Source organism: Actinacidiphila sp. bgisy160, assembly GCF_057707815.1.
This window is the reverse complement of sequence record NZ_JBYIQW010000043.1, coordinates 37,864-59,988: the sequence shown is the minus strand read 5'-3', so window position 1 is coordinate 59,988 and position 22,125 is coordinate 37,864. Positions and strand designations below refer to the sequence as shown.

Genomic DNA, 22,125 nt, shown 5'->3' with positions numbered 1-22,125 from the left:
TCGCGCTCAGGCCTCGCCCGGCTGCCAGTCCGGCCACTCGCCGGGGTGGTCGGCCCAGTGGACCTGATCGGGATCCGACACGTCGATGTCCGGGAAGGTCCGGCGCACCCGCAGCTCGAACTCCTCCCGTTCCAGCTGCTCCCACCCCACGCCCTGGATGTGCACCCGGCGGTAACGGTGGTCGGCCCCGAGCGGGGCGACGTCGACCTTGTGGGTTGTCTCCATGCCTCCAGGGTGCACCCGGGCCGGTGCCCCCGCAGGTCCGGTGACCACCACCTCCGCCGGGCGCAGCAGGTGCGCGCCGACCCGGTAGCCCGGCCGTACGACCGCGCCGCAGACGAGGCGGTCCGCGCCACAGGCGCACGACGAGCCGACCGCCTCGTGGCGTGCCGGGTCGAAGGGCTCGCCCGGCGTGCCGAACGACCGCAGGCCGAGCTCCGCCAGCCGCGTCTCCAGCACCTCGACCACGGCACGGAAACCACCGGTCACCTCACCCAGCTCCCGCGCCCGGTCGACGGCGTCCAGCACCGGCAGCAGCCCGTGCAGCACATTCGCGACGGCGATCTCCCGCACCGCCAGCCGGTCGCGGTGCACGCGCTTGCGGTAGTTGTCGTACTCGGCCTTGAGCCGCTGCAGGTCCGCCGTGCGTTCGACGAGCCGTGCCCGCAGCTCGCCGCCCGGAGGCGGACCGGTGCGGTTCACGCCGTGCCTCCCTCCCGCTTGTCGTCGTCGACGATCTCGGCGTCCACGACGTCCTCGTCGCCCTCGGGCTGCGCCGCGTGCGGGGCCTCGCCCTCGCCCGAGGCGGACCGCTCCGCCTGGGCCTGGGCGTACATCGCCGTCCCGATCTTCTGGGCCGAGGCGGTCAGCCGCTCGGTCGCCCGGCGGATACCGGCGAAGTCCTCGCCCTTCAGCTGCTCCTTCAGCTCCGCCACCGCCGACTCGACCTCCGACTTCAGCTCGCCCGGGACCTTGTCGGGGTTGTCCCGCAGCAGCTTCTCGGTGGAGTAGACGAGGCTCTCCGCGTTGTTGCGTGTCTCGGCCTCCTCGCGGCGCTTGTGGTCCTCCTCCGCGTACTGCTCGGCCTCGCGCATCATGCGGTCGATGTCGCTCTTCGGCAGCCCGGAGCCGCCGGTCACGGTCATCTTCTGTTCCTTGCCCGTGCCGAGGTCCTTCGCCGTGACGTGCATGATGCCGTTGGCATCGATGTCGAAGGAGACCTCGATCTGCGGGATGCCGCGCGGCGCCGGCGGCAGGCCGGTCAGCTCGAACACGCCCAGCTTCTTGTTGTACGCCGCGATCTCGCGTTCGCCCTGGTAGACCTGGATCTGCACCGACGGCTGGTTGTCCTCGGCCGTGGTGAAGATCTCCGAGCGCCTCGTGGGAATGGTCGTGTTGCGCTCGATCAGCTTGGTCATGATGCCGCCCTTGGTCTCGATGCCGAGGGACAGCGGGGTGACGTCCAGCAGCAGGACGTCCTTGACCTCGCCCTTGAGCACCCCCGCCTGCAGGCTCGCGCCGATCGCCACGACCTCGTCGGGGTTGACACCCTTGTGCGGTTCCTTGCCGGTCAGCGACTTCACCAGCTCCGTCACCGCCGGCATCCGCGTCGAACCGCCCACCAGGATGACGTGGTCGACGTCGGCGACGTTGATCCGCGCGTCCTTCACCGCCTGGTGGAAGGGGCCCTTGCAGCGCTCCAGCAGGTCCGCGGTCAGCTGCTGGAACTGGGCGCGGGTGAGTTTCTCGTCCAGATGCAGCGGGCCCTCGGCGGACGCCGTGATGTAGGGCAGGTTGATCGTCGTCTCGGTGGACGAGGACAGCTCGATCTTCGCCCGCTCGGCCGCCTCGCGCAGCCGCTGCAGCGCCATCTTGTCCTTGCCGAGGTCCAGCCCGTACGCGTTCTTGAAGCGCTCCACGAGGTGGTCGACGATCCGCTGGTCCCAGTCGTCGCCGCCCAGCTCCGTGTCCCCGTTGGTGGCCTTGACCTCCACCACTCCCTCGCCGATGTCCAGCAGGGAGACGTCGAAGGTGCCGCCACCCAGGTCGAAGACGAGGATCGTCTGGTCGTTCTCCTTGTCCAGGCCGTAGGCCAGGGCCGCCGCCGTGGGCTCGTTGATGATCCGCAGCACGTTCAGGCCGGCGATCTCCCCGGCCTCCTTGGTCGCGGTGCGCTGGACGTCGTCGAAGTACGCGGGCACGGTGATCACCGCGTCCGTCACGTCCTCGCCCAGGTACGTCTCCGCGTCCCGCTTCAGTTTCTGCAGCACCCGGGCCGAGATCTCCTGCGCCGTGTAGCGCTTGCCGTCGATGGCGCCGGAATCGGGGAACCGCCAGTCGGGGTCGCCCATGTGCCGCTTGACCGAGCGGGCGGTCCGCTCCACGTTGGTCACGGCCTGGCGCTTGGCGATCTCGCCGACGAGTACCTCGCCGCCCTTGCTGAAGGCCACCACCGAAGGCGTGGTCCGCGCACCCTCCGTGTTGGTGATGACGGTGGGCTCACCGCCCTCCAGCGCGCAGACCACCGAGTTGGTGGTGCCGAGGTCAATACCGACCGGACGTGTCATGTCAGCTCGCCTCCTCCCCTCCAGGGTGCGACGCGCGGGGGCCGACCACCAGACGGCCGCCGCCGCGACCCGCGGCGGCGGACCGCCGGACACTGTCCCGGAATAATCACGGGGCCCGTACAGCGGGCGCTGCTAGCGTCGGCGGGATGTCCTCACTGCATGCGGGAGTGATCCTCTTCCACGACCAACGCCTCGTCGTACACAGCGACTTGAGTCTGCCGCGGGCCCCCGTCCCGTCGCGCGGCGACCCCGCCGAGACCGCCCGCGCGGCTGCCCGCGACCTCCTCGGCGTCGAGGTCAGGACCGACGCCCGGCCCTGTCTGGAGGTGCGCGCCACCGGTGGCACCCAGCTGTACTACCGGGCCGCCGCACCACTGCCGTCCGGGCCCGCGCCCGCCCGGCTGCTCAGCCGGTCCGAGGCCCTGCACCTGCCGCTCGCGCCCTGGACGGCGTGGGAGGCCATCCTGCGCTCCTGGGACGGCCCGCCCTGGTGGCGGGGCCGTCTCGTGCTGGAGGACCCGCTCGGCCGGCCGCCCAAGCGGACCCGGGCCGGCGCGGTGATCATCCGCGACGGGCGGATGCTGCTCATCCGCTACCGGCACCGGCGCGGGGACTACTACGAGATCCCCGGCGGCGGTGTGGAGCCGGGGGAGACCCCCGAGGCGGCCGTGCTGCGCGAGCTCGCGGAGGAGACCGGCCTGAGCGGCACCGTCGGGCCGGAGATAGCCCGGGTGGACCGGGTCCAGCGCGGTTCGCACCCCGGGCACTACTTCCTCGTCGAGGCACACGGCGAGGTCGGCCCCCGCTCCTCCCTCGACCTGGAGAAGACCGCGACCCCCGGCTGGGTCCCGGTCGAGGACCTGCGGCACCTGCCGCTGTGGCCCAAACGGCTGGGCTGGCGCATCGCGCACTGGCACCGCGAGGGCTGGCCGGAAAGCCCCGCCGAGTTCTGCGACTCGCTGATCGACCTGCGGGTACCCTGCGACTGGTGACCCCGCGGGAACGGCCGGGCGGCCGGCCGGCCGCGGTGGCAGGATCGCCGGTATGGCACGCATCACCCTCGTCCGGGGCGACATCACGCAGCAGTCCGTCGACGCCGTCGTCAACGCCGCCAACTCCTCGCTGCTCGGGGGCGGCGGCGTCGACGGCGCCATCCACCGCCGCGGGGGCCCGGAGATCCTCGAGGAGTGCCGTGCGCTGCGCGCCTCGCGGTACGGGCGCGGCCTGCCGACCGGGCAGGCCGTCGCCACCACCGCCGGCCGGCTCCCCGCCCGCTGGGTGATCCACACCGTCGGCCCGGTGCACAGCGCCGGCGAGGACCGCTCCGGGCTGCTCGCCTCCTGCCACCGGGAGGCACTGCGCGTCGCCGACGAGGTCGGCGCGAGGACGGTCGCCTTTCCCGCGATCTCCACGGGCGTATACCGATGGCCCGTCGAGGACGCCGCGCGCATCGCCGTCGCCACCGTGCAGGCCACGGACACCGGGGTCGAGGAGGTCCGCTTCGTCCTCTTCGACGAGGCGGCCTACGGCGCGTTCGCGGCGCGACTGCCCGAGGGAGGGCACGGCGAGCAGTGATCCCGGCTTCCGGGCGGAACTCTTGGTCACCGGCCCGGCGGCCCGGCGGCCCCGGCGCGGTCACCCCGACCGCGCCGGGTCCGCCGCCCCCGCCGCTCAGCGGCGCAGTGCCAGCACCGTCTCGACGGTGTCCGCCTCGGCGGCCGTCTTGTCCTCGCGGTAGCGCAGGACGCGGGCGAAGCGGAGCGTGACGCCCGCCGGGTAGCGGGAGGAGCGCTGGAGGCCGTCGAAGGCGACCTCCACGACGAGTTCCGGGCGGACATGGACCGTCCACCCGTCGTCGCTGACGGCAAGTTCCCGCAGGCGCCCGGTCTGCCAGGCGAGCATGGCGTCGGTCAGCCCCTTGAAGGTCTTGCCCAGCATCGCGAAGGTGCCGTCGGGGTGGCGGGCACCGAGGTGGAGGTTGGACAGCCTGCCGGTGCGCCGGCCGTGGCCCCATTCGGCGGCCAGGACGACCAGGTCGAGGGTGTGCACCGGTTTGACCTTGAGCCAGGCCGCCCCGCGCCGCCCGGCGCTGTACGGGGCGTCGAGCGCCTTGGCCACGATCCCCTCGTGGCCCTGTTCCAGCACCTGGTCCGCGAAGTCGCGGGCCGCCCGCCGGGTGGCCGCGTCGCCCGGATCCGCGGCCACCAGCCGGCGTACCCGGCGCGGCGCGGGGGCGACCCGGGCCAGTTCCTCGTGGCGCTCGGCGGTGGACAGGTCCAGCAGGTCGCGGCCGTCGACCGACAGCAGGTCGAAGAAGACCGGTGCCACGGGCAGCGTCGCGCGCGCGGCCGCGACGTCCAGGCGCGAGCCCACCCGGGAGGAGGTCTCCTGGAAGGCGCGGGGACGCCCGTCCTCGCCGAAGGAGATGACCTCACCGTCGAGTACGGCCTCGGTCACGGCCAACTCCCGTGCCGCCGCGACGACTTCCGGCAGCCGGCCGGTGATCTCGTCCAGCGTGCGGGTGTACACGCGCACGTCCTCGTCCTTGCGGTGCACCTGGACGCGGATGCCGTCCAGCTTCTCCTCCAGCGCGCACGGGCCCAGCCGGTCCAGGGCCTCGTCCACGTCCTTCGCGGTCTGCGCGAGCATCGGCTGCACCGGCGTCCCCACCTCCAGCCGGAACGCCGCGAGCGCCTGCGGCCCTCCGGACAGCAGCGCTTGCGCGACGGCGCCGAGCGAACCGCCCAGCATCACCGCGCGGCGCACGTCCGGCGGGGACGCCCCCGCCGCCACGGCGAGCCCTTCGACCGCGAGCGCGTCGAGCGCCCCCTGCCGCAGTTCCCCGCCGATCAGCCCCAGCAGGAAAGCCTGTTCCTCCTCCGTCGCCGCGCCCATCAGCTCCGCCACCAGTCGCTTGCGTTCGGCCGCCGCCCCCTTGCCGGTGACCGCCGCGATCCGGTCGAGCGTCCCGTGCACCTCGCGCACCGTCAGCCGGGGCTCCGGCGCGGGCTCCCGCCGCTCCCGTAGGGTGCTCCAGCCCACCCCGGTGCGCCGCTGGGGGAGCCTGCCCGCCAGGTACGTGATCACCACGGGCGCGTCGTCGGGCTCCGCGGTACGCAGCAGCCGGGCCAGCGCCGCCACCTTCTCCGACCGGGCGGACGTCGCCGCCACCTGCCGGGACGTACGGGCGAGCTCCGCGAGCAGCATGGCTCCATCCTGGACCGCTGGCGCGCCGCGCGCAGCCGTGGGGCGGGGCAGGTCGTCCGGGCGGGAGCCGTCCGCCGCCGGCGGCGCAAGGGTTGGCGGGTTCCTCCGGCGAGCGGGTGGTGGTCCGGGGCGATGGGCCCGCGATGTCGTGAACGCGTACGTCGTTGCGGCGCCCGGTCCTGTCCGACGCCGGCGGGCGCGGCCGTGCGCGGCCGTGGGCGACCGCGGGGCGGGGCGGTTCGTTCAGGCGGGGGGTCGTCCGCCGGTCAGGCGGCGGTGCTGGACGATGCGCGAGATGTCGTCGCCGGTGACGATGCCGATGGGGCGGCCGCCGTCGACGACGATGACGCGGACGCCGCCGGCGCCGGGGCGGAGGCGGTCGAGGGCGTCGTTGACGGGTTCCTCCGCCGTGCCGGTGGTGGTCTGGGACAGCGGGACGGCGATGTCGCGCACCCGCACCTCGTCGCGGCGCTCCACCGGGACCGACGTCAGCCGGCGCACCTGCAGCACCCCGCTGAGGCGGCCGTCGAAGTCGACGAGGGGCAGGGCGGAGTGGCGGGCGTTCACGGCGACCTCGTCGATGAAGCGGTCCACGGGCAGCCAGTCGGGGCCGGTCACGACGGGCGCGGACATGGCGTCCGCGAGCCGCACCCCGCGCAAGGCGGCGTTGATGACCGCGCGCTGACGCTCGGCGCCCGCGGTGAGGGCCATGAAGAGGCCGACCAGGGCGAGCCAGAGTCCGCTGGGCACGCCGCGCGCGAAGGCGAGCCAGCCGGCCACCACGAAGAGGAAGCCGAGGACCTGCCCGCCGCGCCCGGCGACCCGGTCCGCGCGGTCGCGGTCCCCGGTCCGCCACCACAGCAACGCCTGCAGCACGCGGCCGCCGTCCAAGGGCGCGGCGGGCAGCAGGTTGAAGACACCGAGCAGCAGATTCGCCCAGCCAAGCCAGGTCAGCAACGCCCCCGGCACCGTGCGGTGGGCCGCCGCGTCGATGCCGATGCCCGCGCCGAGCGCGGCGCCGCCGATGACCAGGCTCGTCAGCGGGCCGCTGACCGCCACCAGGAAGGCCGCTCCCGCGGAGCCGGGCCGCCCCATGCGTGTCATGCCGCCCATGGCCCACAAGGTGACGTCCTCGACCGACAGGTGCTCGCGCCGGGCCGTCGCCGCGTGGGCGACCTCGTGCGCGAGCAGGCTCGCCATGAGCAGGACCGCGCCCGCGGCCGCGGCGACCGTGTAGACGGTCGCCGACAGGCCCGGGACCCAGGCGGGCAGGGTCTCGCGGCCGAGTCCGTAGGCGAGCAGCACAACGAGGACGGGGACGCTCCAGTGCATCCGGAGCGGAACCCCGAACACGCGTCCGACCTGGACCGAACCGTTCATGACTCCTCTCTCCAGTGTCACCCCACCCGGACCGCGCCGACGCGGTGCTCCTGGGGGCTCACCCCCCGCACCCGCTTGAAGGCGGCGCTCAGCGCGAAGGGGCTGCCGTAGCCGACCCGGCGGGCGACCGCCCCGAGCGTGGCGTCCGGCTCGAGGAGCAGATCCGCGGCGAGCGCCAGCCGCCAGCCGGTCAGGTAGGCCATCGGGGGTTCGCCCACGAGCTCGCCGAACCGCCGGGCCAGCGCGGCCCGCGACACACCCGCCTCGGCGGCGAGCCCGGCCACCGTCCACGGGTGGGCCGGGTTGTTCTGCAGCAGCCGCAGCGCCCGGCCCACCACGGGGTCGGCGAAGGCCCGGTACCAGGCGGGGGCCGCCTCCCCGCGCCGGGCGAACCATGTCCGCAGAACGGAGATCAGCAGCAGGTCCAGCAGCCGGTCCAGCACCGCCTCCTGACCAGGCTCGTCCTTGACGATCTCCTCGGCCAGCAGCGGCGGCAGCGGGCTCTCCCACTCGTCCGCCGGGAGCATCAGCAGCGGCGGCAGCGCGTCCAGCAGCCGCCGGCCCACCGCGCCGTCCACCTGGTAGGTGCCGACCAGCATGACGTCGCCGCCGTCGGCCCGGTTGCCCCAGGTCCGCACCCCCAGCGCCATGGCGTCGGCCAGGTCGTGGCCGTCCGCGGTGCGGCACACCCCGCCGGGCAGGACCCAGGCGTGCGGCGGCGTGGAGGGGAGGTCGGCGACCGTGTAGGGCACGGGGCCGCGCGCCACGGCCACGTCCCCGGGGCGCAACCGCACCGGCGCGCCCTCCTCGGGCACGATCCACGCCCCGCCGCGCGCGACCGTCATCACGCACAGCGGTGCCCGGTCCTCGATCCGCAGCGACCACGGCGTTTCCATGACCATGCGCAGCAGGAAGGCACCCCGCGCGCGGGGTCCGTCGAGCAAACCCGACAGTGCGTCCATGCCGTCAGCTTAGACGTCCGCATCACGTTGGGTAATTGTCCGGATCTCACGCGTCACTTCCGCGGCGCCCACGGGTCCCGGGGCGGGCGCCCGCCCGGCCCGGGACCGACCCGGCCGCCCGGGGGCCGTGTTGACCGTCACGTCCGCGGCCCGGAAGGCTGGGCCCGGGTGGGTCGGCCGACACGGGGAGCGCGCATGGGCGGCAGGAACGCGGTGGTGATCGGCGGCGGCCTGGCGGGGACGCTGGCGGTACGGGCGCTGCTGGGACACACCGAACGGATCACGGTGGTCGAGCGCGACCGCTACCCGCAGCGCCCGGAGTTCCGCAAGGGCGTACCGCAGGCGCGGCACCTGCACATCTTCGTCACCGCGGGCCAGGAGGCCCTGGACGAACTCCTCCCCGGCACCTGCGCCGAACTCGCGGCGGCCGGCGCCCGCACGCTGGAGATCCCGCGCGACCTGCTCACCTGCGGGGCGACCGGCTGGCAGATCCGCTTCCACGAGGGCCGCCACCGGTTCATGAGCTGCACCCGTCCCCTGCTCGACCACGTCGTGCGCCGCCGCGTCCTCGCCGCGGCCGCGGAGTCCGGCACCGAGGTGGAGATCCTCGAGGCCACCGAGGCCGTCGCCCTGCTCGGCTCCGCGCAGAGGGTCACCGGCGTCCGGGTACGCGGCCGCGGGGAACGGCGCGGGGAGCGGGAGATCCCCGCGACCCTGGTGGTGGACGCCGCGGGGCGCGCGTCGAGGGCACCGCGCTGGCTGGCGGAACTGGGCCGGCCGGCGCCGCGAGAGGAGACCGTCGACGCGGGGCTGCAGTACGCCACGCGCGCGCTGCGGCTGCCCACGCCGCCGGATGCCGCGGTCTACATCCCCTACCGCAGGGACAACTTCGCGGGCGGCGGACTGCTCCCGGTCGAGGACGGCACATGGCTGCTGACGGTCTCGGGGATCGGCGGGCTCGCGGCCCCGTCCTCCGAGGCCGAGTTCGCAGCCTTCACCGGCCGGCTGGTCCATCCGTACCTCCACGAACTGGTCGCCGGGGCCGAGCCGCTCTCGCCGGTCCACGGATCCCGCGAGACCTCGAACCGGCGCCGCCACTACCACGCGCCCGGCGGCGTGCCCGAGGGCTTCGTCGCGACCGGCGACGCCGCCTGCTCCTTCAACCCCGTGTACGGGCAGGGCATGGCGGTCGCCGCGCTCGGCGCGCTCGCCCTGCGCCGCGTCCTGGACGAACGGGGCGGTCCGCGGCCGGGGTTCGCGCCCGTCGCCCAGCGCGCCCTGGCCCGGGCCGCCGACGCCGCGTGGATGATGGCGGCCGGCGCGGACCGGCCTTACGCCGAGGCGGGGAAGGCCACCGCCCCCGCCCTGTCCCAGCGTGTGCAGGGCTGGTACTTCGAACGGTTCCTCGCCCGGGCCGCGGTCGACCCCGTCGTGGGCGCCGTCTACCGGGACGTCGTCACCCTCACCGCGCCGCCGGCCAGGATGTTCTCCCCGGCTGTGGCGCTGCGCACGGTCCTGCTGCCGCGCCGTCCCGCTTTGGCCGATCCCCCGCGGTAGGCCGCCGGGCTCACGGGCGGTGATGGCGTCGGCGACCCGTTCGGGCTCGTCGGCCCGGTGCGCCGCAGGGGTTGTGGGAGCGCTCCCATGAGGTGCATCATGCCCGCATGACCCCACGCGCCGTGATCCGCCCGTACCGCCCGGAGGACCGGGCCGCCGTCTACGACATCTGCGTGCGCACCGGCCACGAGGGCGGGGACGCACGGCACCTCTACGCCGACCACGATCTGCTGCCGGACAACTTCGCGGGCCCCTACGCCCACCTCGAGCCCGAACTCGCCTTCGTCGTCGACGACGGCACGCGCGCCGTCGGCTACATCGTCGGCACCGCGGACACCGCCGCCTTCGTGCGGCGCTTCCGCGCCGAGTGGCTGCCCCGCCTCGAGCACCGCCATCCGAAGCCGTCCGGGCCGCCGGTCACACCGGACGAGCTGATGGCGGACCTCCTGCACCGCCCCGAGCGCATGATCGTGCCCGAACTCGCCGGGTACCCCGCGCACCTGCACATCGACCTGCTGCCCGAGTACCAGCGGCGCGGCTACGGACGGGAGCTGATGGAGCGTCTCCTGTCCGCCCTCGCCGCTCAGGGCGTCGGCGCCGTCCACCTCGGCATGGTGACCGCCAACACCGCGGCCCGCGCCTTCTACGACCGGATGGGCTTCCGCGAACTTCCCGTCCCGGACCCCGGCCCCCTGACGTACCTGGGACGCGGGACGTCGTCCGCGGCGGCGCCGGCCAGGGGATGAGAGGGCGTCGCACGAGGGTCCCCGGTCCCGAGGCCGGGCGGGAGCGCGCCGCTGACCAGGTGGGCTCGGATTCTCGGTGGTGCCCCAGCCGTCACAAGCCCGACGACGAGGTGACCGTCACCCGGGCCGGCGGAGCCACCCACGGGGCCCGGCTGACCACGGCGGACGCGATCGTGGAATCCTCGCTCGCCAACGGTCGTTGAGGCTGCCATGAGCGACAAAGACCTCCTGCGCCTGCTCGCCGACACCAACGGGGGCGTGCTCGTCACCCTCAAGCGTGACGGCCGTCCCCAGCTGTCCAACGTCAACCACCACTACGACCCGGACACCAGGGTGCTGCGGGTCTCCCTCACCGACGACCGGGCCAAGACCCGCAACCTCCGGCGCGACCCCCGGGCGAGCTACCACGTCACCACGGCCGACCGCTGGGCGTGGACCGTCGCGGAGGGCACGGCCGAGCTCACACCCGTCGCGGCGGAGCGGGACGACGCGACCGTCGAGGAGCTCATCGACCTCTACCGGGCCGTGCAGGGTGAGCACCCCGACTGGGACGACTACCGCCGGGCCATGGTCGAGGACAAGCGCCTGGTGCTGAAGCTCCACGTCGAGCGGGCGTACGGCCAGCCCCGCCACGGGTAGCGGCCTTCCGGGCGCCGTCCCGCCGTCCGTCCGCACCCGCTGGGGCGGGCGGCGCCCGGCCCGCGGCAATGGCACCATCGAAAGTGCGGCGCGGCGATCTCCCGGACCGGCGAACTGCCTGGTCAAGGCAGTGCCGCCGGTCATGGGCGGAATCCGGCGGGCCGCCGCCGGCCGATCCCACGAAGGGGAGCGGAACCGGAATGACCGGTGTAGGAGTTGTCGCTGTACATACTGGTTCTGCCGGGGCCCGGACGGCTCACGGCACGTTCGTGACCGCCGACCAACGGGAGGTGCCGTGTCCGGCTCCAGTCCGAAGCGTTCCCTGCTCTCCAGCCTCATCCCCGCATTCGGTGACAACCCCTACGGGGAGAGGATGGAGCGCATCCGGCGGTCGCCGAACTTCGCCGACGGGGTGTTCACCAACCCCGTCGGCGCACGTACGGCGCCCTCCGGATCGATGCTGCGGTTCGCCCGGACGTACTTCCGCAAGGAGGAGCGGGTCCGCAGGGCCCCGGTCGGGGACATCCCGCTGCACACCACGACCCTCGCCGACCTCGCCGCCCCGCCCGCCTCGGGCCTGCGGCTCACCTGGATGGGCCACTCCACCGTCTGGGCCGAGATCGACGGGCGCCGCGTCCTGTTCGACCCCGTCTGGGGCGAGCGGTGCTCCCCGTTCTCCTTCGTCGGTCCCAAGCGCCTCCACCAGCCGCCGGTACCGCTGAAAGAGCTGGGCGAGGCCGACGCGATCGTCATCTCCCACGACCACTACGACCACCTCGACATGCCCACGGTCAAGGCGCTCGCCGGGTCAGGAACCCGCTTCGTCGTGCCGCTGGGCGTCGGCGCCCACCTGGAACGCTGGGGCGTCCCCGCGGACCGCATGACCGAACTGGACTGGCACGAGTCGACGCAGGCCGCCGGGCTGACCCTCACGGCGACGCCGGCGCGGCACTTCTGCGGCCGGGCGATCCGCAACACCCAGCACACCCTGTGGGCGTCCTGGGTCGTCGCGGGGCCCGAGCACCGCGTCTACCACAGCGGCGACACGGGGTACTTCCCCGGTTTCGCGGAGATCGGGGAGACGTACGGACCGTTCGACGCCACCATGGTGCAGATCGGCGCCTACAGTGACTTCTGGCCGGACATCCACATGACCCCCGAGGAGGGCGTCCGCGCCCACCAGGACCTGCGCGGCGGGCTGATGCTCCCCATCCACTGGGGCACGTTCAACCTGGCGCCGCACCCCTGGGAGGAGCCCGCCGAGGGCACCGTCGCGGCGGCGGGCGCGGTAGGGGCCCGGGTCGCCGTACCGCGCCCCGGCGAGCCCTTCGAGCCCACGGCCGGGCTGCCGCTCGACCCCTGGTGGCGGGCGATCGCGCACGGGGCCGCCACCCGCACCTGGCCCGCCCTCACCGACGACACGCGGCCGGCCGCCCCGCAGCCGGACAGCGCCCCGGCCTGAGCGGGCAGGGGGCGGGGCGCCCAGCGCGCCCGCCCCTTCCGCCGCGGGCCGTCAGCTCCCGCCCGCCACCTAACACCTGCCGCCTCGCCGCCTCGCCGCCTCGCCGCCTCGCCGTCGGCGCGGCGGCCGGTACCTCACGGGTGCGCGGCGGTCGCCCCCTCGGTCACGTCGATGCCCGTGAACCGGGCCCAGTTTCGGCCGATCTCGCCCCAGCCCGTCACCGGCTCGCCGTCCAGGCGGCCGGTGAACAGCGGGAGCAGGTCGCTATCGCGTTCCGCCCACGCCGCGGAGAACTGACTGCGCGTCACCCGGAGACTGGTGTTGAGCTGGACGACGGCCGCCCGGGCACAGTCCTCGCGCCATTCGTCGTCCGCCCAGGCGGCGGAGCCGACGGGGGGCCGCGCGGCCAGCGCCAGACTGAGGAAGCACGCGGCGTTGTAGTTGACGAGGTATCCGGCGGCGGCCCGGTTGGAACCGCGGTGCCGGGGTGCGGAACCGGCGATGCCCGCCCGGCGGTGGGCGTCCCCGCCCGCGTGGTCCGCGCCGTCACGGTGGTCTGCGTAGAGCAGGCGGCACAGCCCCCAGTCGGGCCCGCCCCACAGCCGGGCCCAGCGCGCCCAGCCCCCGGTGACCTCCCTCGCCACGTCGCGGAACGCGGTCCGCAGCTCGTCCGGACCGGGCGAGCCGTTCTCGCGCAGCACCTCGGCAGCGCTGGCGATCCGCACCGCCCCGCGGAAGGAGCGGCGGCGGGTGCGCAGGGAGGGGCGCGGCCGCTCCATGGCCCACCACTGCCGCCAGTATCGGCGCTCCCCGAGGTTGCGGCGCCCGGGGAGCCAGGTGCGGGTGTACCGGCGCAGGATGGCGCGCCGCGACAGGCGGCCGAGCAGCAGCCGCAGGTGCTCCCGCGAACCGGGTTCGCCGCGTCTTGCCCGCTCCTGCCTGAGCGCCGGGTGGCGGCTTTCCTCGGCGCGGGCGATGGAGAGCCGGTAGGCCGTCTCGAGGTGCTCCGGCCACAGCCGGACGCAGTACTGGTAGATCTCCACGGCCTGCCGGATGTGGTCGCCGGGCTCGGCGACGCCGGGGAACTGGCTCATCAGTTCCAGGACGCCCGCCTGGTGCAGCCGGACCGTGAGGTTGCCCGGAACCAGAGCCGCGGCCTTGTCGAAATGCTTCAGGGCCTCCTCGTACCTGGCCCGTTCGCGCGCCACGTCCCGGTGCTTGTTCGCGGCCAGCGCCTCCTCCTGCGCCTTGGTGCCCATGCGGTACCAGTGGTACGCGTCGGGGTCGTCGCCCCAGCTCTCCCAGCGCGGGATGCGGTCCTGCGAGCGCGGGTCGGCGAGGATCTTGACGGTGCAGTAGCAGGCGACGCGCTCGTACAGCTCCCGGTCGGCGCCGCGCCTGCCCCCGTCCGTCGCGCCGGGCTCCGGCGCGCCGGCCTCCATGATGGCCGCGGCCACCACCGTGTTCTTCGGCATGTACAGGATCCGCACCGAGAACCGGGTCGGCTGGTCGCCCGTCGACAGGCAGTGCAGCATCACGTGGTACGCACGGGGCCGGAAGAAGGCCAGGCGCTTCATCACGTCCACCCAGCCGTGCGGTGAGGAGGCGGTCTCGGGCGCGGGATCGGGCCCGATGGTCGTGCCGCTGCCGGGGGTCAGGACGTTCGGCCCGAGGGCGTCGGCGGCCATGTGCTCCGTGATGTACGCGGCCAGCTCGGCGGTGGCCGCGGACTCCTGGCCCTGGTCGGGCCCGCCCGGCCCGGCGCCGCGGTGGCCGTTGCCGTGACCGCCGAGCAGACCGCGGTCCTCGCACACCACCACCGGCAGCAGCCGGTTGCCGCGGTGGCGGCGCAGCAGCCCGGAACCCAGCCGTACCAGGCCGATGAACACGGCGACCGCGAAGATGCCGAGCACCCACACGGCGGTGCCCCCGGACTGCTCCCAGAACCCCTGAGGCCACGGTCCGCCCTCCCCGGCGGCCGCGGGCGCGGTGACGACCGTCCCCATGGCACATCCCCCCGACACATCCCCTTTGCGCACTCTTGTGGAGATCCCCACAACCGGAGATCGCCAAGCCCGTGCCGGGGTGGCGAATCGTCAACTCCCCGTCATCAGGGGGGCGCTGTGCGACGCGCTGGACGGATCGCGCCGAAGGGGGGCCACCTTCAGGCGGGAGGGGCGACCAGCGCGTCGGACTGCCCGGCCCGGCCCGCCGCCATCGCCTCGACCGACTTGCGCGCCGCGTCGAAGCACACCGGCTCCGCCGGCACGCCCAGCCGGGCGCCCGGCTCACGCGCGCTGTCGACGGTGACACCGCCGGGGGATTGCGCGGTGCCGTGCGCCGGCAGCGGGTTGCCCAGGTTGACCGACGCCCGCAGGACGCCCGTCGGCGCCGGATCCTTCACGACAGCAGCAGTCACGGTGCGCACGGTCCGGAGTCCAGGCCCCGCAGGCCCGCCATCCCCGGCGGCCCGGCACGGCCCCGCCGGCGCCCGCCTCCGTGGTTCCGGTTGCGGCCCGGCACCTTGTCAACAAGGAGACGGGGGCGTTGTCAGTGGCCTCGCCTACTGTTCCGGTGACTTGATCACGGCGTTGCAGGGAGGCACGCATGGGGTGGGTCACGGCGGGCGACTACGAAATCGCCCTCGACGGTGGGAAGGTCGTGTGCCGCAACGCGGCCGGCCGCCGGCTGAAGTCGGTGCCGGCCAAGCTGGCGGACGACCCGGCGGTGACGGGACTGCGGCAGCTCGCCGAGTGGCTGGAACGGCACGAACGCCAGTGCCTGACCGACGTCGAGCGCTGGATGGTGCGTTCGCTTCCCGTGCCCCTGGCCGTGATCGGCCGCGTGTGGCCCGACCCGGCCTGGCGGACGGCCCTGCGCGACCTCGTCGTCACCGGGGAGGACGGACAGGTCGCCGGCTTCCTGCGGGACGCCGACGCCGAGCGCGGCCTCGGCCTGGTCGACCTCGACGGCGACACCGTGCGCATCGCCCCGGACATGGTCCGCATCCCGCACCCGGTCCTTCTCGACGACCTTGAGGAGCTGCGGGAGTTCGCCGTCGAACTGGGTGTGGAGCAGAAGGCGCGGCAACTCTTCCGTGAGGTGTGGCAGCGGTCCGCCGGGCTCGACCCCGAGGGCACCCTCGTCGAGGAGTACGCGGGCGGCACCTTCAAGGAGCTGCGCTTCCTGCACGGCCGCGCCACCTCCCTCGGGTACCGGGTGCGCGGCGGGCACTCCGTCTGCCCGGTGCTGGAGGACGGCCGCGCGGTCGAGGCCCGTATCTGGATCGGCGACCACGACGGCTGGAGCGAGACCGAGACCGGGCCCCTGTCCTGGACCGACACCGCCGGCAAGACCCTGACGCTCGGCCAGGTCGGCCCCGTCGCCTGGTCGGAGGGCATGCGCATGGCGGCCGCGCTCTACGCGGGACGCGACATCGAGGACGAGGAGCAGGCGGCATGACCACCTACGACCCCACCACCACGGCCGCGCTGCTCGACGCGGGCGCCGTGCTGCCGCCCGGCACCAGCGCCCGCGAGGACGCCGACACCCTCACCGCCCGCACCTACAGCCACCCCGTGCTGGACGGCCGGCGCGTCGTCCGGCTCGTGCCCGGCACCCTCGGCGAGGCCGAGGACCTCGCCCTGGACTTCCTCGGCCTGACCCGCGAGGGCGAGGCCCCCGAGGTCGGCCAGGTCCGCCGGGAGACCCTCGGCTTCCCCGCCTGGGCCCTGGTCAACGACCCGGCCAACGGCCACCACGCGCTCGCCCTGGTCAAGGAGGTCGAGCGGCTCGCCAGGATGGCCAAGTCCCGTGCCGGCGCCGCCAAGGACGGCTTCGAAGCGCTCGCCGAGCGCCTGGGCCGCGCGGTCCCGCACTTCCTGCCCACCTTCCACGAGCAGGCGGCCCGCGCCTTCCTCCAGCACGAGAACACCGCGTACGCTGCGGCCTTCTTCGGCAAGGCCCGCGCCGCCGAGCGCGTCCACGGCCTCGCCGTCGACGAGGACCGGCAGCGCGCCGTCTTCCTGGAGTTCGCCTTCGCCGGCGCCCTCACCGTCAAGGCCCTCAAGGAGCACGTCAAGGATCTGGCGCGGCGGCTGGACCCGGCCGAGGCCTGGCGCCAGTTCCGCCGGCTGATCGTGGAACGCTGCGCCGCCGGGATGCCCCCGTACGCGTCGCTGCCGCAGGACGCCAGGAGCCTGATCAAGGCCGCCGGCCTGAACCGGGTCACCGAGGAGTGCGCCCTGCTCGCCGACCTCGTCGCCTCGCCCGCCGTCGTCCGCGCCCCCGGCTCCTTCTGGACCGCCTACCGCGCCACCCTCGCCGTCCTCGCCGAGCGCGAACCGGCCGTCCGCGCACGGCTGCTGGAGATCATGCCGACCGGACTCGGCCGCGACGCCGAGGGCGACGAGTTCTGGCTCGCCGTGCTCGCCGAGACCGGCGCCGACACCGTGCTCACCGGCGAGGCGGGGGAGGCCGCGCAGGCCGTCGACGCCGCGGACTGGCTCAGCCGCTGGGCCTCCCACCGCAAACACGGCTCCGCGAGCTCCGACCTCTCCCCGGCCACCCTCGATCTCGTCGCCCGCATGGCGCCGCGCCTTCGGGCCGACGGCAGGCCCGTCGACCTCTTCACGGGCCGCTGGCACGCCGGCGCCGAACTCGACCTGCTCGACCTGTGCGCCGCGGAGCGCGTGCCGCTGTCCGTGCCCGCCGAGAACGTCGCCGTACACCTGCCGCTCCACCGGTGGCTGAGCTCCACCGACCCCGCCCGCCGCGATCTGGCCGCCACCGCCGCCGACCCGCGCCTGCGGCGCCTGCTGCACAAGGCGATCGGCAACCTCGGCGAGGACCGGGGGCTGCCCGGCGTACTGGAGGCCCTGGCCGCGCACCCGGTGCTCGGCGCCATCCTGCGCGAGTGGCTGGACGAGGCCGCCGGGCAGTTCACCCACGCCACCGGTCTGCCCGCCGCCCGGAAGGCCTTCGCACGGCTGCGCCCGTTCCGCCCCGTCGCGGCCCGGGTCAACCCCGGAGCCGTGGCCCGCGTCGCCGCGCACGAGATCGCGCCGCTGCTCGGCCGCACACTCCGCGAGGGCGTTCTCGACGAACTGGGCTGGCCCGCCCTCGACGAGGGCCTGCGCCTGCTCGACGCGGCGGTCGCCAAGAACAAGGACAACACCCTGGCCGTGTCCGAAGCCTGGCCCGCGCTGATCCTCGCCCGCGGGGACAAGGCCGTCGTCGTCGGGCCCGACAAGGTGCTGCTCGCCCACGACCTGCGCATCCCCGTCGAACTCGACCGCTGGAACCGCCCCCACTTCCGCTGGGCCGACGGCGAACTGCTCGTCATGTGGCGGCAGGAGGACAAGCAGTTCGGCTACTGGTCCGCCCGCCCCTCCGAGGTGTTCACCCTCGGCGGCGAGCAGCTTCCGCACTGGTGGCACGGCCACGTCGCCGCCCCGTCGATCCCGCTGCCCGGCGGCGGGCGCGCCACCGGCGGCCGCACCCTGCACGCCGGTGACACCGTGCTGCCGCCCGGCCGCCCCGTCCTCGGCGACGGCACCGCCCTGTGGCGCCAGGGCAAGCAGGGCCGCGACGACGTGTGGCTGGAGTACGACCCGGCCACCGGCACCCACGGCCGCGCCTCACTGCCGGCCTTCCTCCGCTCCGGCATCCGCGACGGCGCGCGACTCAGCCAGGAGGACTGCGAGGTCCTGCCGCTGCAGCCCGGCCTCGAGCAGAGCCCCTTCGGCACCGACGGCACCGTCCTCGGCCGCTGGGTCCGCGTCGAGGGCGAGGGCGGGCAGTCCCGCACCGTCACCGGCACGCCCGACGGGCGCACCGTCGCGCTCCCCACCAGGAGCCATGGGTGGGCACGCTGTGTCCCGCTCGGCGCGCTGCGGCTCCCCGGCGGGGCCGAGCCCGTCGTGGCGCTCACCCACCAGAAGGTGTCGTTGTACGCGGCGGGCGACGCCACCTGCGACGACGAACTGGGCAGCGTCGCGTTCGCCGAGCAGGGCGGCGAGTTCGCCGCCGGCACGCGCTACGTGCCGCCGCTCGCTTTCTGGCACGCCCTGCGCCCGCGTGACGAGGGGGCCTCGGCGGTGCTTCGCGCCCTCACCGACGAGCAGGCCGCCGAGCTGATGCGCGTCACCGCCCAAGCCCTGGCGGAACACCACGCCGAAGTCAGCCGGACCAAGACGTACACCGGCCCGTCGGCGGAGACCGTCGCGCGGGCGGCCGTCGCGGGCACCCTCCCCGCGCTCACGGACGCACGGCTGCTCATCGGCGTCACCGCCCTCGTCCGGGGCACACTGCGCCACGCCGGGTCCGTCGCCTCCTTCGTCGCCCCTCCCGACGACACGCCGCGGCAGTCGCTGCGCCGCACCGAGGGCATGTTCGCCGACTACAAGCCGCCGCACGGCGACGACGGCACCCTGCGCTCCGCCCTGGACGGCATCGCCGGCCGGCGCGGCTACTGGTGGAACGGCACCACCCAGTGGAGCGCGCTGCAACAGATCCGGGCGGTCAACCACGTCCTGTCCGGCAAGGAAGCGGACGGCAAGCCACTGCCGGAGTCGGCCGGACTCGGTGCCACGGGCGGCGGCTGGAGCAGCGACGCGTACACCGTCCCCGGCATCGGCATGGTGTGGCTGTCCGCCCTGCCCGTGCTGCGGCCGCTCGCCTACCGGGCCGCGGCGCCCGCCCTCGCACCGGAGGCACGCGAGGCGCTCCTGCTGTTCTTCGACGCCATCAGCGAGGGCCCGCTGGCGGTACCCGGGAGCGGGCTCCGCGAGATTGTCCTCGTCGAGAAGCACGGCAAGCAGCAGCGCGCCGGCCAGGTTCTGCGCAAGGGCGGACGCACCGTCGTGATCCTCGGCTGCCAGAGCGTCGACGGCGACCGCGGCCGCGTCCACTGGCTCGCCCTCGACCACGACCCCACCGGGGTGTTCGGCGCCGTCGCCCACTTCAGCCTGGAGGACGAGACGGACCACGCGCCGGCCTTCCCCGCCGAGCGGCTCGCCGCCGTCACCCGCCTCGTCCGCGACAAGGGCCCCGCGCCCTGGCGCGCCGACGCCCCCGCCGCGCTCGCGGCAGCCACCGGCGGCGGCCTCGGCCCCGTCCAGGCGACGCTGCTCGTGGCCGGGCGACCGGAGGAACCGGGCGCCGAGGCGCTGGCCCTCATGGAACTGAAGCCACGCCAGAAGGACTTCGGCGACGGCATGCTGGAGTCGGTCTCCCGGGACGACCGCGCCGCCCTCATCGGGTCCCTGCTCCCCGACGAGCCCGCCGACCTGTGGACCCGCGGCCCCGACACGGCCGCAGCCGGCCGCCTCTGGCAGGAACGCCTCGGCTCCGCCGTGCGCCTGCCGGAGGACGTCGCCGCCGAACTCGCCGGGGTCACCGCCGCGTCCGCCGAAGCCGTGCTCAACCCCGCCCTGACGCCCTGGCTGAGCCGCACCACCGTGCAGCGCCCCGGCAAGGACGGCGAGCTCGTCCCCGCCGACCCGTCCGCGCTGCCCGGACGGCACGACATCACCAGTTCCGTCGCCACGCTCGCCGGACTCGCCTACGGGCTGCCGTACGGCCATCCGCTGCGCGCCGCCCTCCCCGAGGGCCTGGCCGCGCTGCGGCGGCGGATCGCCGACCCCGGCCTGCTGCTCGACCTCGACGTCGCCTGGACGGAGAAGGGCGGCCCCACCGCCGTCCAGATCCGCAAGGCCTACGGGCTGACCGCCGCCGGGGCCGGCACCCACGGCCTGACCCAGGTGGGCGACGCGCTCGTGCTCCGCCCCTGGTACAGCGACACCGAGGCGGTGCTCGTCCGCCCCGCCGGGCTGACCGGGTCCGAGGACCCCGTCCTCGGTCTCCTCGAGGGGCTCGTCGGCGTCCACCGCGGCGGCGGCGTGCAGGCGCTGCGCGCCGTGCTGGGCGGCGAACTCGCCCGGGCCGTCACGGCGGGCGGTGACCCCGGCGCGCCCGCAGGTCACGCCCAGGACCCCACGGTCACCGTGCCCGACCTGGTCACCGAGGTCGCCGCGGCCCACGGCCTGAGCGAGGACGCCGCCGGGCTCTACCTCCAGCTGCTCGCGCTGCCCGACCCCACGGACCGCAACTGCGCCCGCTGGACGGGCTGGAAGCCCACCCGCATGAGGAAGGCCCGAGCCGAACTGGCCGCGACCCCCCTCGTCGTCGAGGCCAAGCGCCCCCGCGCCGGCCGCACCCTCTTCCTGCCCTGCGGCTGGCGCGACCTCAAGGCCCCCGCCCTCCCCGTGGAGACCTGGAAGGAAAACCTCTACCCCGTCCGCCACCACGCCCGCGTCGTGCCGATGCTGCCCGTGCCCGAGCTGTTCGCCCGCGCCTGGGAACGCGTCCGCGCCGGCGACGCCCCCGCCTTCGAAGAACTCACCACCCGTGCCACCCGGAAGGGCCGCCGCCGATGACCACCACCGCCCCCGCCCCCGCCGCGCGGCAGATCACCCCGCCCGAGGACCGGTACGCCACCGAACTCGCCTTCCTCGCCGCCCACGACGGCGGACCCCGCCCGCCCGCCTGGCGGCTCACCCCGCGCGCCGTCGTCACTTTCGTCATGGGCAGCGACGGGCAGGTCCTGCGTCTGCCCGACGACGCCGAGGTCCCCGAGGGCGTGCCGCGCCGGCTCGTCGTCGAGGCCAAGTTCGTCGGCGACCGCGCCCTGGTGGAACGGTGCGTCGTCACCCTCGCCGGGGAACGCGGCCTGCTCCTCGTCGGCGAACCCGGCACCGCCAAGTCGATGCTCTCCGAGCTTTTGTCCGCCGCGGTCTGCGGCACCAGCGGGCTCGTCGTCCAGGGCACCGCAGGCACCACAGAGGACCAGCTCAAGTACGGCTGGAACTACGCCCTGCTGCTCGCCCAGGGCCCCAGCCGGCAGGCGCTCGTCCCCTCACCCGTGCTCACCGCCATGACGCGCGGCGCCATCGCCCGCGTCGAGGAGGTCACCCGCTGCCTGCCCGAGGTGCAGGACTCCCTGGTCTCCCTGCTCTCCGAACGGCGCATCGCCGTCCCCGAACTCGCCGGCGGCGACGACGCCCTGGCGCACGCGGCGCCCGGCTTCAACCTGATCGCCACCGCCAACCTCCGCGACAAGGGAGTCTCCGAGATGTCCGCCGCCCTCAAGCGGCGCTTCAACTTCGAGACCGTCGGCCCCATCGACGACCTCGACGCCGAGACCGCGCTCGTGCGCAGCCAGTCCCGCGCCGCCGTCGAACGGGCGGGCGCCCCGTACCAGGTCGACGACGCCGTCCTGGAGGCGCTCGTCACCGCCTTCCGCGACCTGCGCGAGGGCCGCTCCGCCGAGGGCTGGGAGGTGGAGCGGCCCTCCACGGTGATGAGCACCGCGGAGGCCGTCGCGGTCGCCGGCGCGCTCGCCCTGGCCGCCGCGTACTTCCCCGGCGACCGGGACGTGCTCGGCCTGCTCCCCGGCCATCTCCTGGGCGTCGTACGCAAGGACGACCCGGCCGACGCCGCCCGGCTGCTCGGCTACTGGGACGGCCCCGTCCGGCGCCGCGCCGAGCAGGGCTCCCCGACCTGGCGCACCCTGTGGGAGCTGCGCGCCGTCCTGGAAGGCTGAG

The 22,125-nt window shown here is 74.8% G+C and carries 16 protein-coding genes; 9 read left to right on the top strand and 7 right to left on the bottom strand.

Annotation, left to right across the window (positions count from 1 at the left end):
* Positions 1–6 precede the first annotated feature (6 nt).
* Complete coding sequence (grpE, locus tag AC3EUJ_RS27575; RefSeq protein ID WP_431965935.1) at positions 7–702, bottom strand: nucleotide exchange factor GrpE; 696 nt, start codon at positions 700–702, stop codon at positions 7–9.
* Positions 699–2,567, bottom strand: a complete 1,869-nt coding sequence (gene dnaK, locus AC3EUJ_RS27570; protein ID WP_431965933.1) for a molecular chaperone DnaK — start codon at positions 2,565–2,567, stop codon at positions 699–701. The genes grpE and dnaK overlap by 4 nt, the downstream gene beginning before the upstream one ends.
* Positions 2,568–2,713: 146 nt before the next feature.
* On the opposite strand from dnaK, the gene AC3EUJ_RS27565 reads away from it, so the two are divergent.
* Together AC3EUJ_RS27565 and AC3EUJ_RS27560 are read left to right on the top strand one after the other, a co-directional pair.
* Entirely contained in the window at positions 2,714–3,559 is an 846-nt protein-coding gene (locus AC3EUJ_RS27565; RefSeq protein WP_431965931.1) for an NUDIX domain-containing protein, read from the top strand.
* A 52-nt stretch (positions 3,560–3,611) separates the two neighbouring features.
* On the top strand, positions 3,612–4,142 hold the full coding sequence (locus tag AC3EUJ_RS27560; RefSeq protein ID WP_431965929.1) for an O-acetyl-ADP-ribose deacetylase: 531 nt from the start codon (positions 3,612–3,614) through the stop codon (positions 4,140–4,142).
* A gap of 96 nt (positions 4,143–4,238) precedes the next feature.
* On the opposite strand, the gene AC3EUJ_RS27555 is transcribed toward AC3EUJ_RS27560, so the two are convergent.
* The 3 genes from AC3EUJ_RS27555 to AC3EUJ_RS27545 form a co-directional block, all read right to left on the bottom strand.
* The gene (locus AC3EUJ_RS27555; RefSeq protein WP_431965927.1) at positions 4,239–5,774 is read right to left on the bottom strand and encodes an ATP-dependent DNA ligase; all 1,536 of its coding nucleotides are present in this window, start codon (positions 5,772–5,774) and stop codon (positions 4,239–4,241) included.
* 243 nt (positions 5,775–6,017) lie between these two features.
* Complete coding sequence (locus AC3EUJ_RS27550) at positions 6,018–7,154, bottom strand: site-2 protease family protein (protein ID WP_431965925.1); 1,137 nt, start codon at positions 7,152–7,154, stop codon at positions 6,018–6,020.
* A gap of 17 nt (positions 7,155–7,171) precedes the next feature.
* Positions 7,172–8,116 (bottom strand): AraC family transcriptional regulator, encoded by a 945-nt coding sequence (locus AC3EUJ_RS27545; protein ID WP_431965923.1) that lies wholly within the window; start codon positions 8,114–8,116, stop codon positions 7,172–7,174.
* 195 nt (positions 8,117–8,311) lie between these two features.
* Here AC3EUJ_RS27545 and AC3EUJ_RS27540 point away from each other — a divergent pair, with 195 nt between their 5' ends.
* From AC3EUJ_RS27540 to AC3EUJ_RS27525, 4 genes are all read left to right on the top strand, one after another.
* The gene (locus AC3EUJ_RS27540) at positions 8,312–9,673 is read left to right on the top strand and encodes an NAD(P)/FAD-dependent oxidoreductase (protein ID WP_431965922.1); all 1,362 of its coding nucleotides are present in this window, start codon (positions 8,312–8,314) and stop codon (positions 9,671–9,673) included.
* Positions 9,674–9,780: 107 nt separating this feature from the next.
* A complete protein-coding gene (locus AC3EUJ_RS27535; protein ID WP_431965920.1) occupies positions 9,781–10,419 on the top strand; it encodes a GNAT family N-acetyltransferase in 639 nt (212 codons plus the stop codon).
* 210 nt (positions 10,420–10,629) lie between these two features.
* Positions 10,630–11,058: a PPOX class F420-dependent oxidoreductase gene (locus tag AC3EUJ_RS27530; protein WP_431965918.1), complete on the top strand. Its 429-nt coding sequence runs from the start codon at positions 10,630–10,632 to the stop codon at positions 11,056–11,058.
* A gap of 295 nt (positions 11,059–11,353) precedes the next feature.
* Positions 11,354–12,520 (top strand): MBL fold metallo-hydrolase, encoded by a 1,167-nt coding sequence (locus AC3EUJ_RS27525; protein ID WP_431965916.1) that lies wholly within the window; start codon positions 11,354–11,356, stop codon positions 12,518–12,520.
* Between the two features lie 134 nt (positions 12,521–12,654).
* Here AC3EUJ_RS27525 and AC3EUJ_RS27520 read toward each other — a convergent pair whose 3' ends face one another.
* The gene (locus AC3EUJ_RS27520) at positions 12,655–14,526 is read right to left on the bottom strand and encodes a hypothetical protein (RefSeq protein WP_431965914.1); all 1,872 of its coding nucleotides are present in this window, start codon (positions 14,524–14,526) and stop codon (positions 12,655–12,657) included.
* Positions 14,527–14,684: 158 nt separating this feature from the next.
* Entirely contained in the window at positions 14,685–14,939 is a 255-nt protein-coding gene (locus tag AC3EUJ_RS27515) for a type 2 periplasmic-binding domain-containing protein (protein ID WP_431965912.1), read from the bottom strand.
* A gap of 188 nt (positions 14,940–15,127) precedes the next feature.
* Here AC3EUJ_RS27515 and AC3EUJ_RS27510 point away from each other — a divergent pair, with 188 nt between their 5' ends.
* Genes AC3EUJ_RS27510 through AC3EUJ_RS27500 form a run of 3 tightly spaced genes read left to right on the top strand, consistent with a single transcriptional unit; the run spans position 15,128 to position 22,124 of the window.
* Positions 15,128–15,982, top strand: coding sequence for a DUF4132 domain-containing protein (locus AC3EUJ_RS27510; protein WP_431965910.1), 855 nt, complete (start codon positions 15,128–15,130; stop codon positions 15,980–15,982).
* Entirely contained in the window at positions 15,979–20,958 is a 4,980-nt protein-coding gene (locus AC3EUJ_RS27505) for a hypothetical protein (protein WP_431965908.1), read from the top strand. The genes AC3EUJ_RS27510 and AC3EUJ_RS27505 overlap by 4 nt, the downstream gene beginning before the upstream one ends.
* The gene (locus AC3EUJ_RS27500; RefSeq protein WP_431965906.1) at positions 20,955–22,124 is read left to right on the top strand and encodes an ATP-binding protein; all 1,170 of its coding nucleotides are present in this window, start codon (positions 20,955–20,957) and stop codon (positions 22,122–22,124) included. Before AC3EUJ_RS27505 ends, AC3EUJ_RS27500 begins: the two co-directional genes overlap by 4 nt.
* Position 22,125: the final 1 nt, after the last annotated feature.

Coding starts and splice junctions, on each gene's coding strand:
- dnaK (WP_431965933.1), bottom strand. CDS start 2,567: ATGACACGTCCGGTCGGTATTGACCTCGGCACCACCAACTCGGTGGTC.
- AC3EUJ_RS27565 (WP_431965931.1), top strand. CDS start 2,714: ATGTCCTCACTGCATGCGGGAGTGATCCTCTTCCACGACCAACGCCTC.
- AC3EUJ_RS27560 (WP_431965929.1), top strand. CDS start 3,612: ATGGCACGCATCACCCTCGTCCGGGGCGACATCACGCAGCAGTCCGTC.
- AC3EUJ_RS27555 (WP_431965927.1), bottom strand. CDS start 5,774: ATGCTGCTCGCGGAGCTCGCCCGTACGTCCCGGCAGGTGGCGGCGACG.
- AC3EUJ_RS27550 (WP_431965925.1), bottom strand. CDS start 7,154: ATGAACGGTTCGGTCCAGGTCGGACGCGTGTTCGGGGTTCCGCTCCGG.
- AC3EUJ_RS27545 (WP_431965923.1), bottom strand. CDS start 8,116: ATGGACGCACTGTCGGGTTTGCTCGACGGACCCCGCGCGCGGGGTGCC.
- AC3EUJ_RS27540 (WP_431965922.1), top strand. CDS start 8,312: ATGGGCGGCAGGAACGCGGTGGTGATCGGCGGCGGCCTGGCGGGGACG.
- AC3EUJ_RS27535 (WP_431965920.1), top strand. CDS start 9,781: ATGACCCCACGCGCCGTGATCCGCCCGTACCGCCCGGAGGACCGGGCC.
- AC3EUJ_RS27530 (WP_431965918.1), top strand. CDS start 10,630: ATGAGCGACAAAGACCTCCTGCGCCTGCTCGCCGACACCAACGGGGGC.
- AC3EUJ_RS27520 (WP_431965914.1), bottom strand. CDS start 14,526: ATGGGGACGGTCGTCACCGCGCCCGCGGCCGCCGGGGAGGGCGGACCG.
- AC3EUJ_RS27510 (WP_431965910.1), top strand. CDS start 15,128: ATGGGGTGGGTCACGGCGGGCGACTACGAAATCGCCCTCGACGGTGGG.
- AC3EUJ_RS27505 (WP_431965908.1), top strand. CDS start 15,979: ATGACCACCTACGACCCCACCACCACGGCCGCGCTGCTCGACGCGGGC.
- AC3EUJ_RS27500 (WP_431965906.1), top strand. CDS start 20,955: ATGACCACCACCGCCCCCGCCCCCGCCGCGCGGCAGATCACCCCGCCC.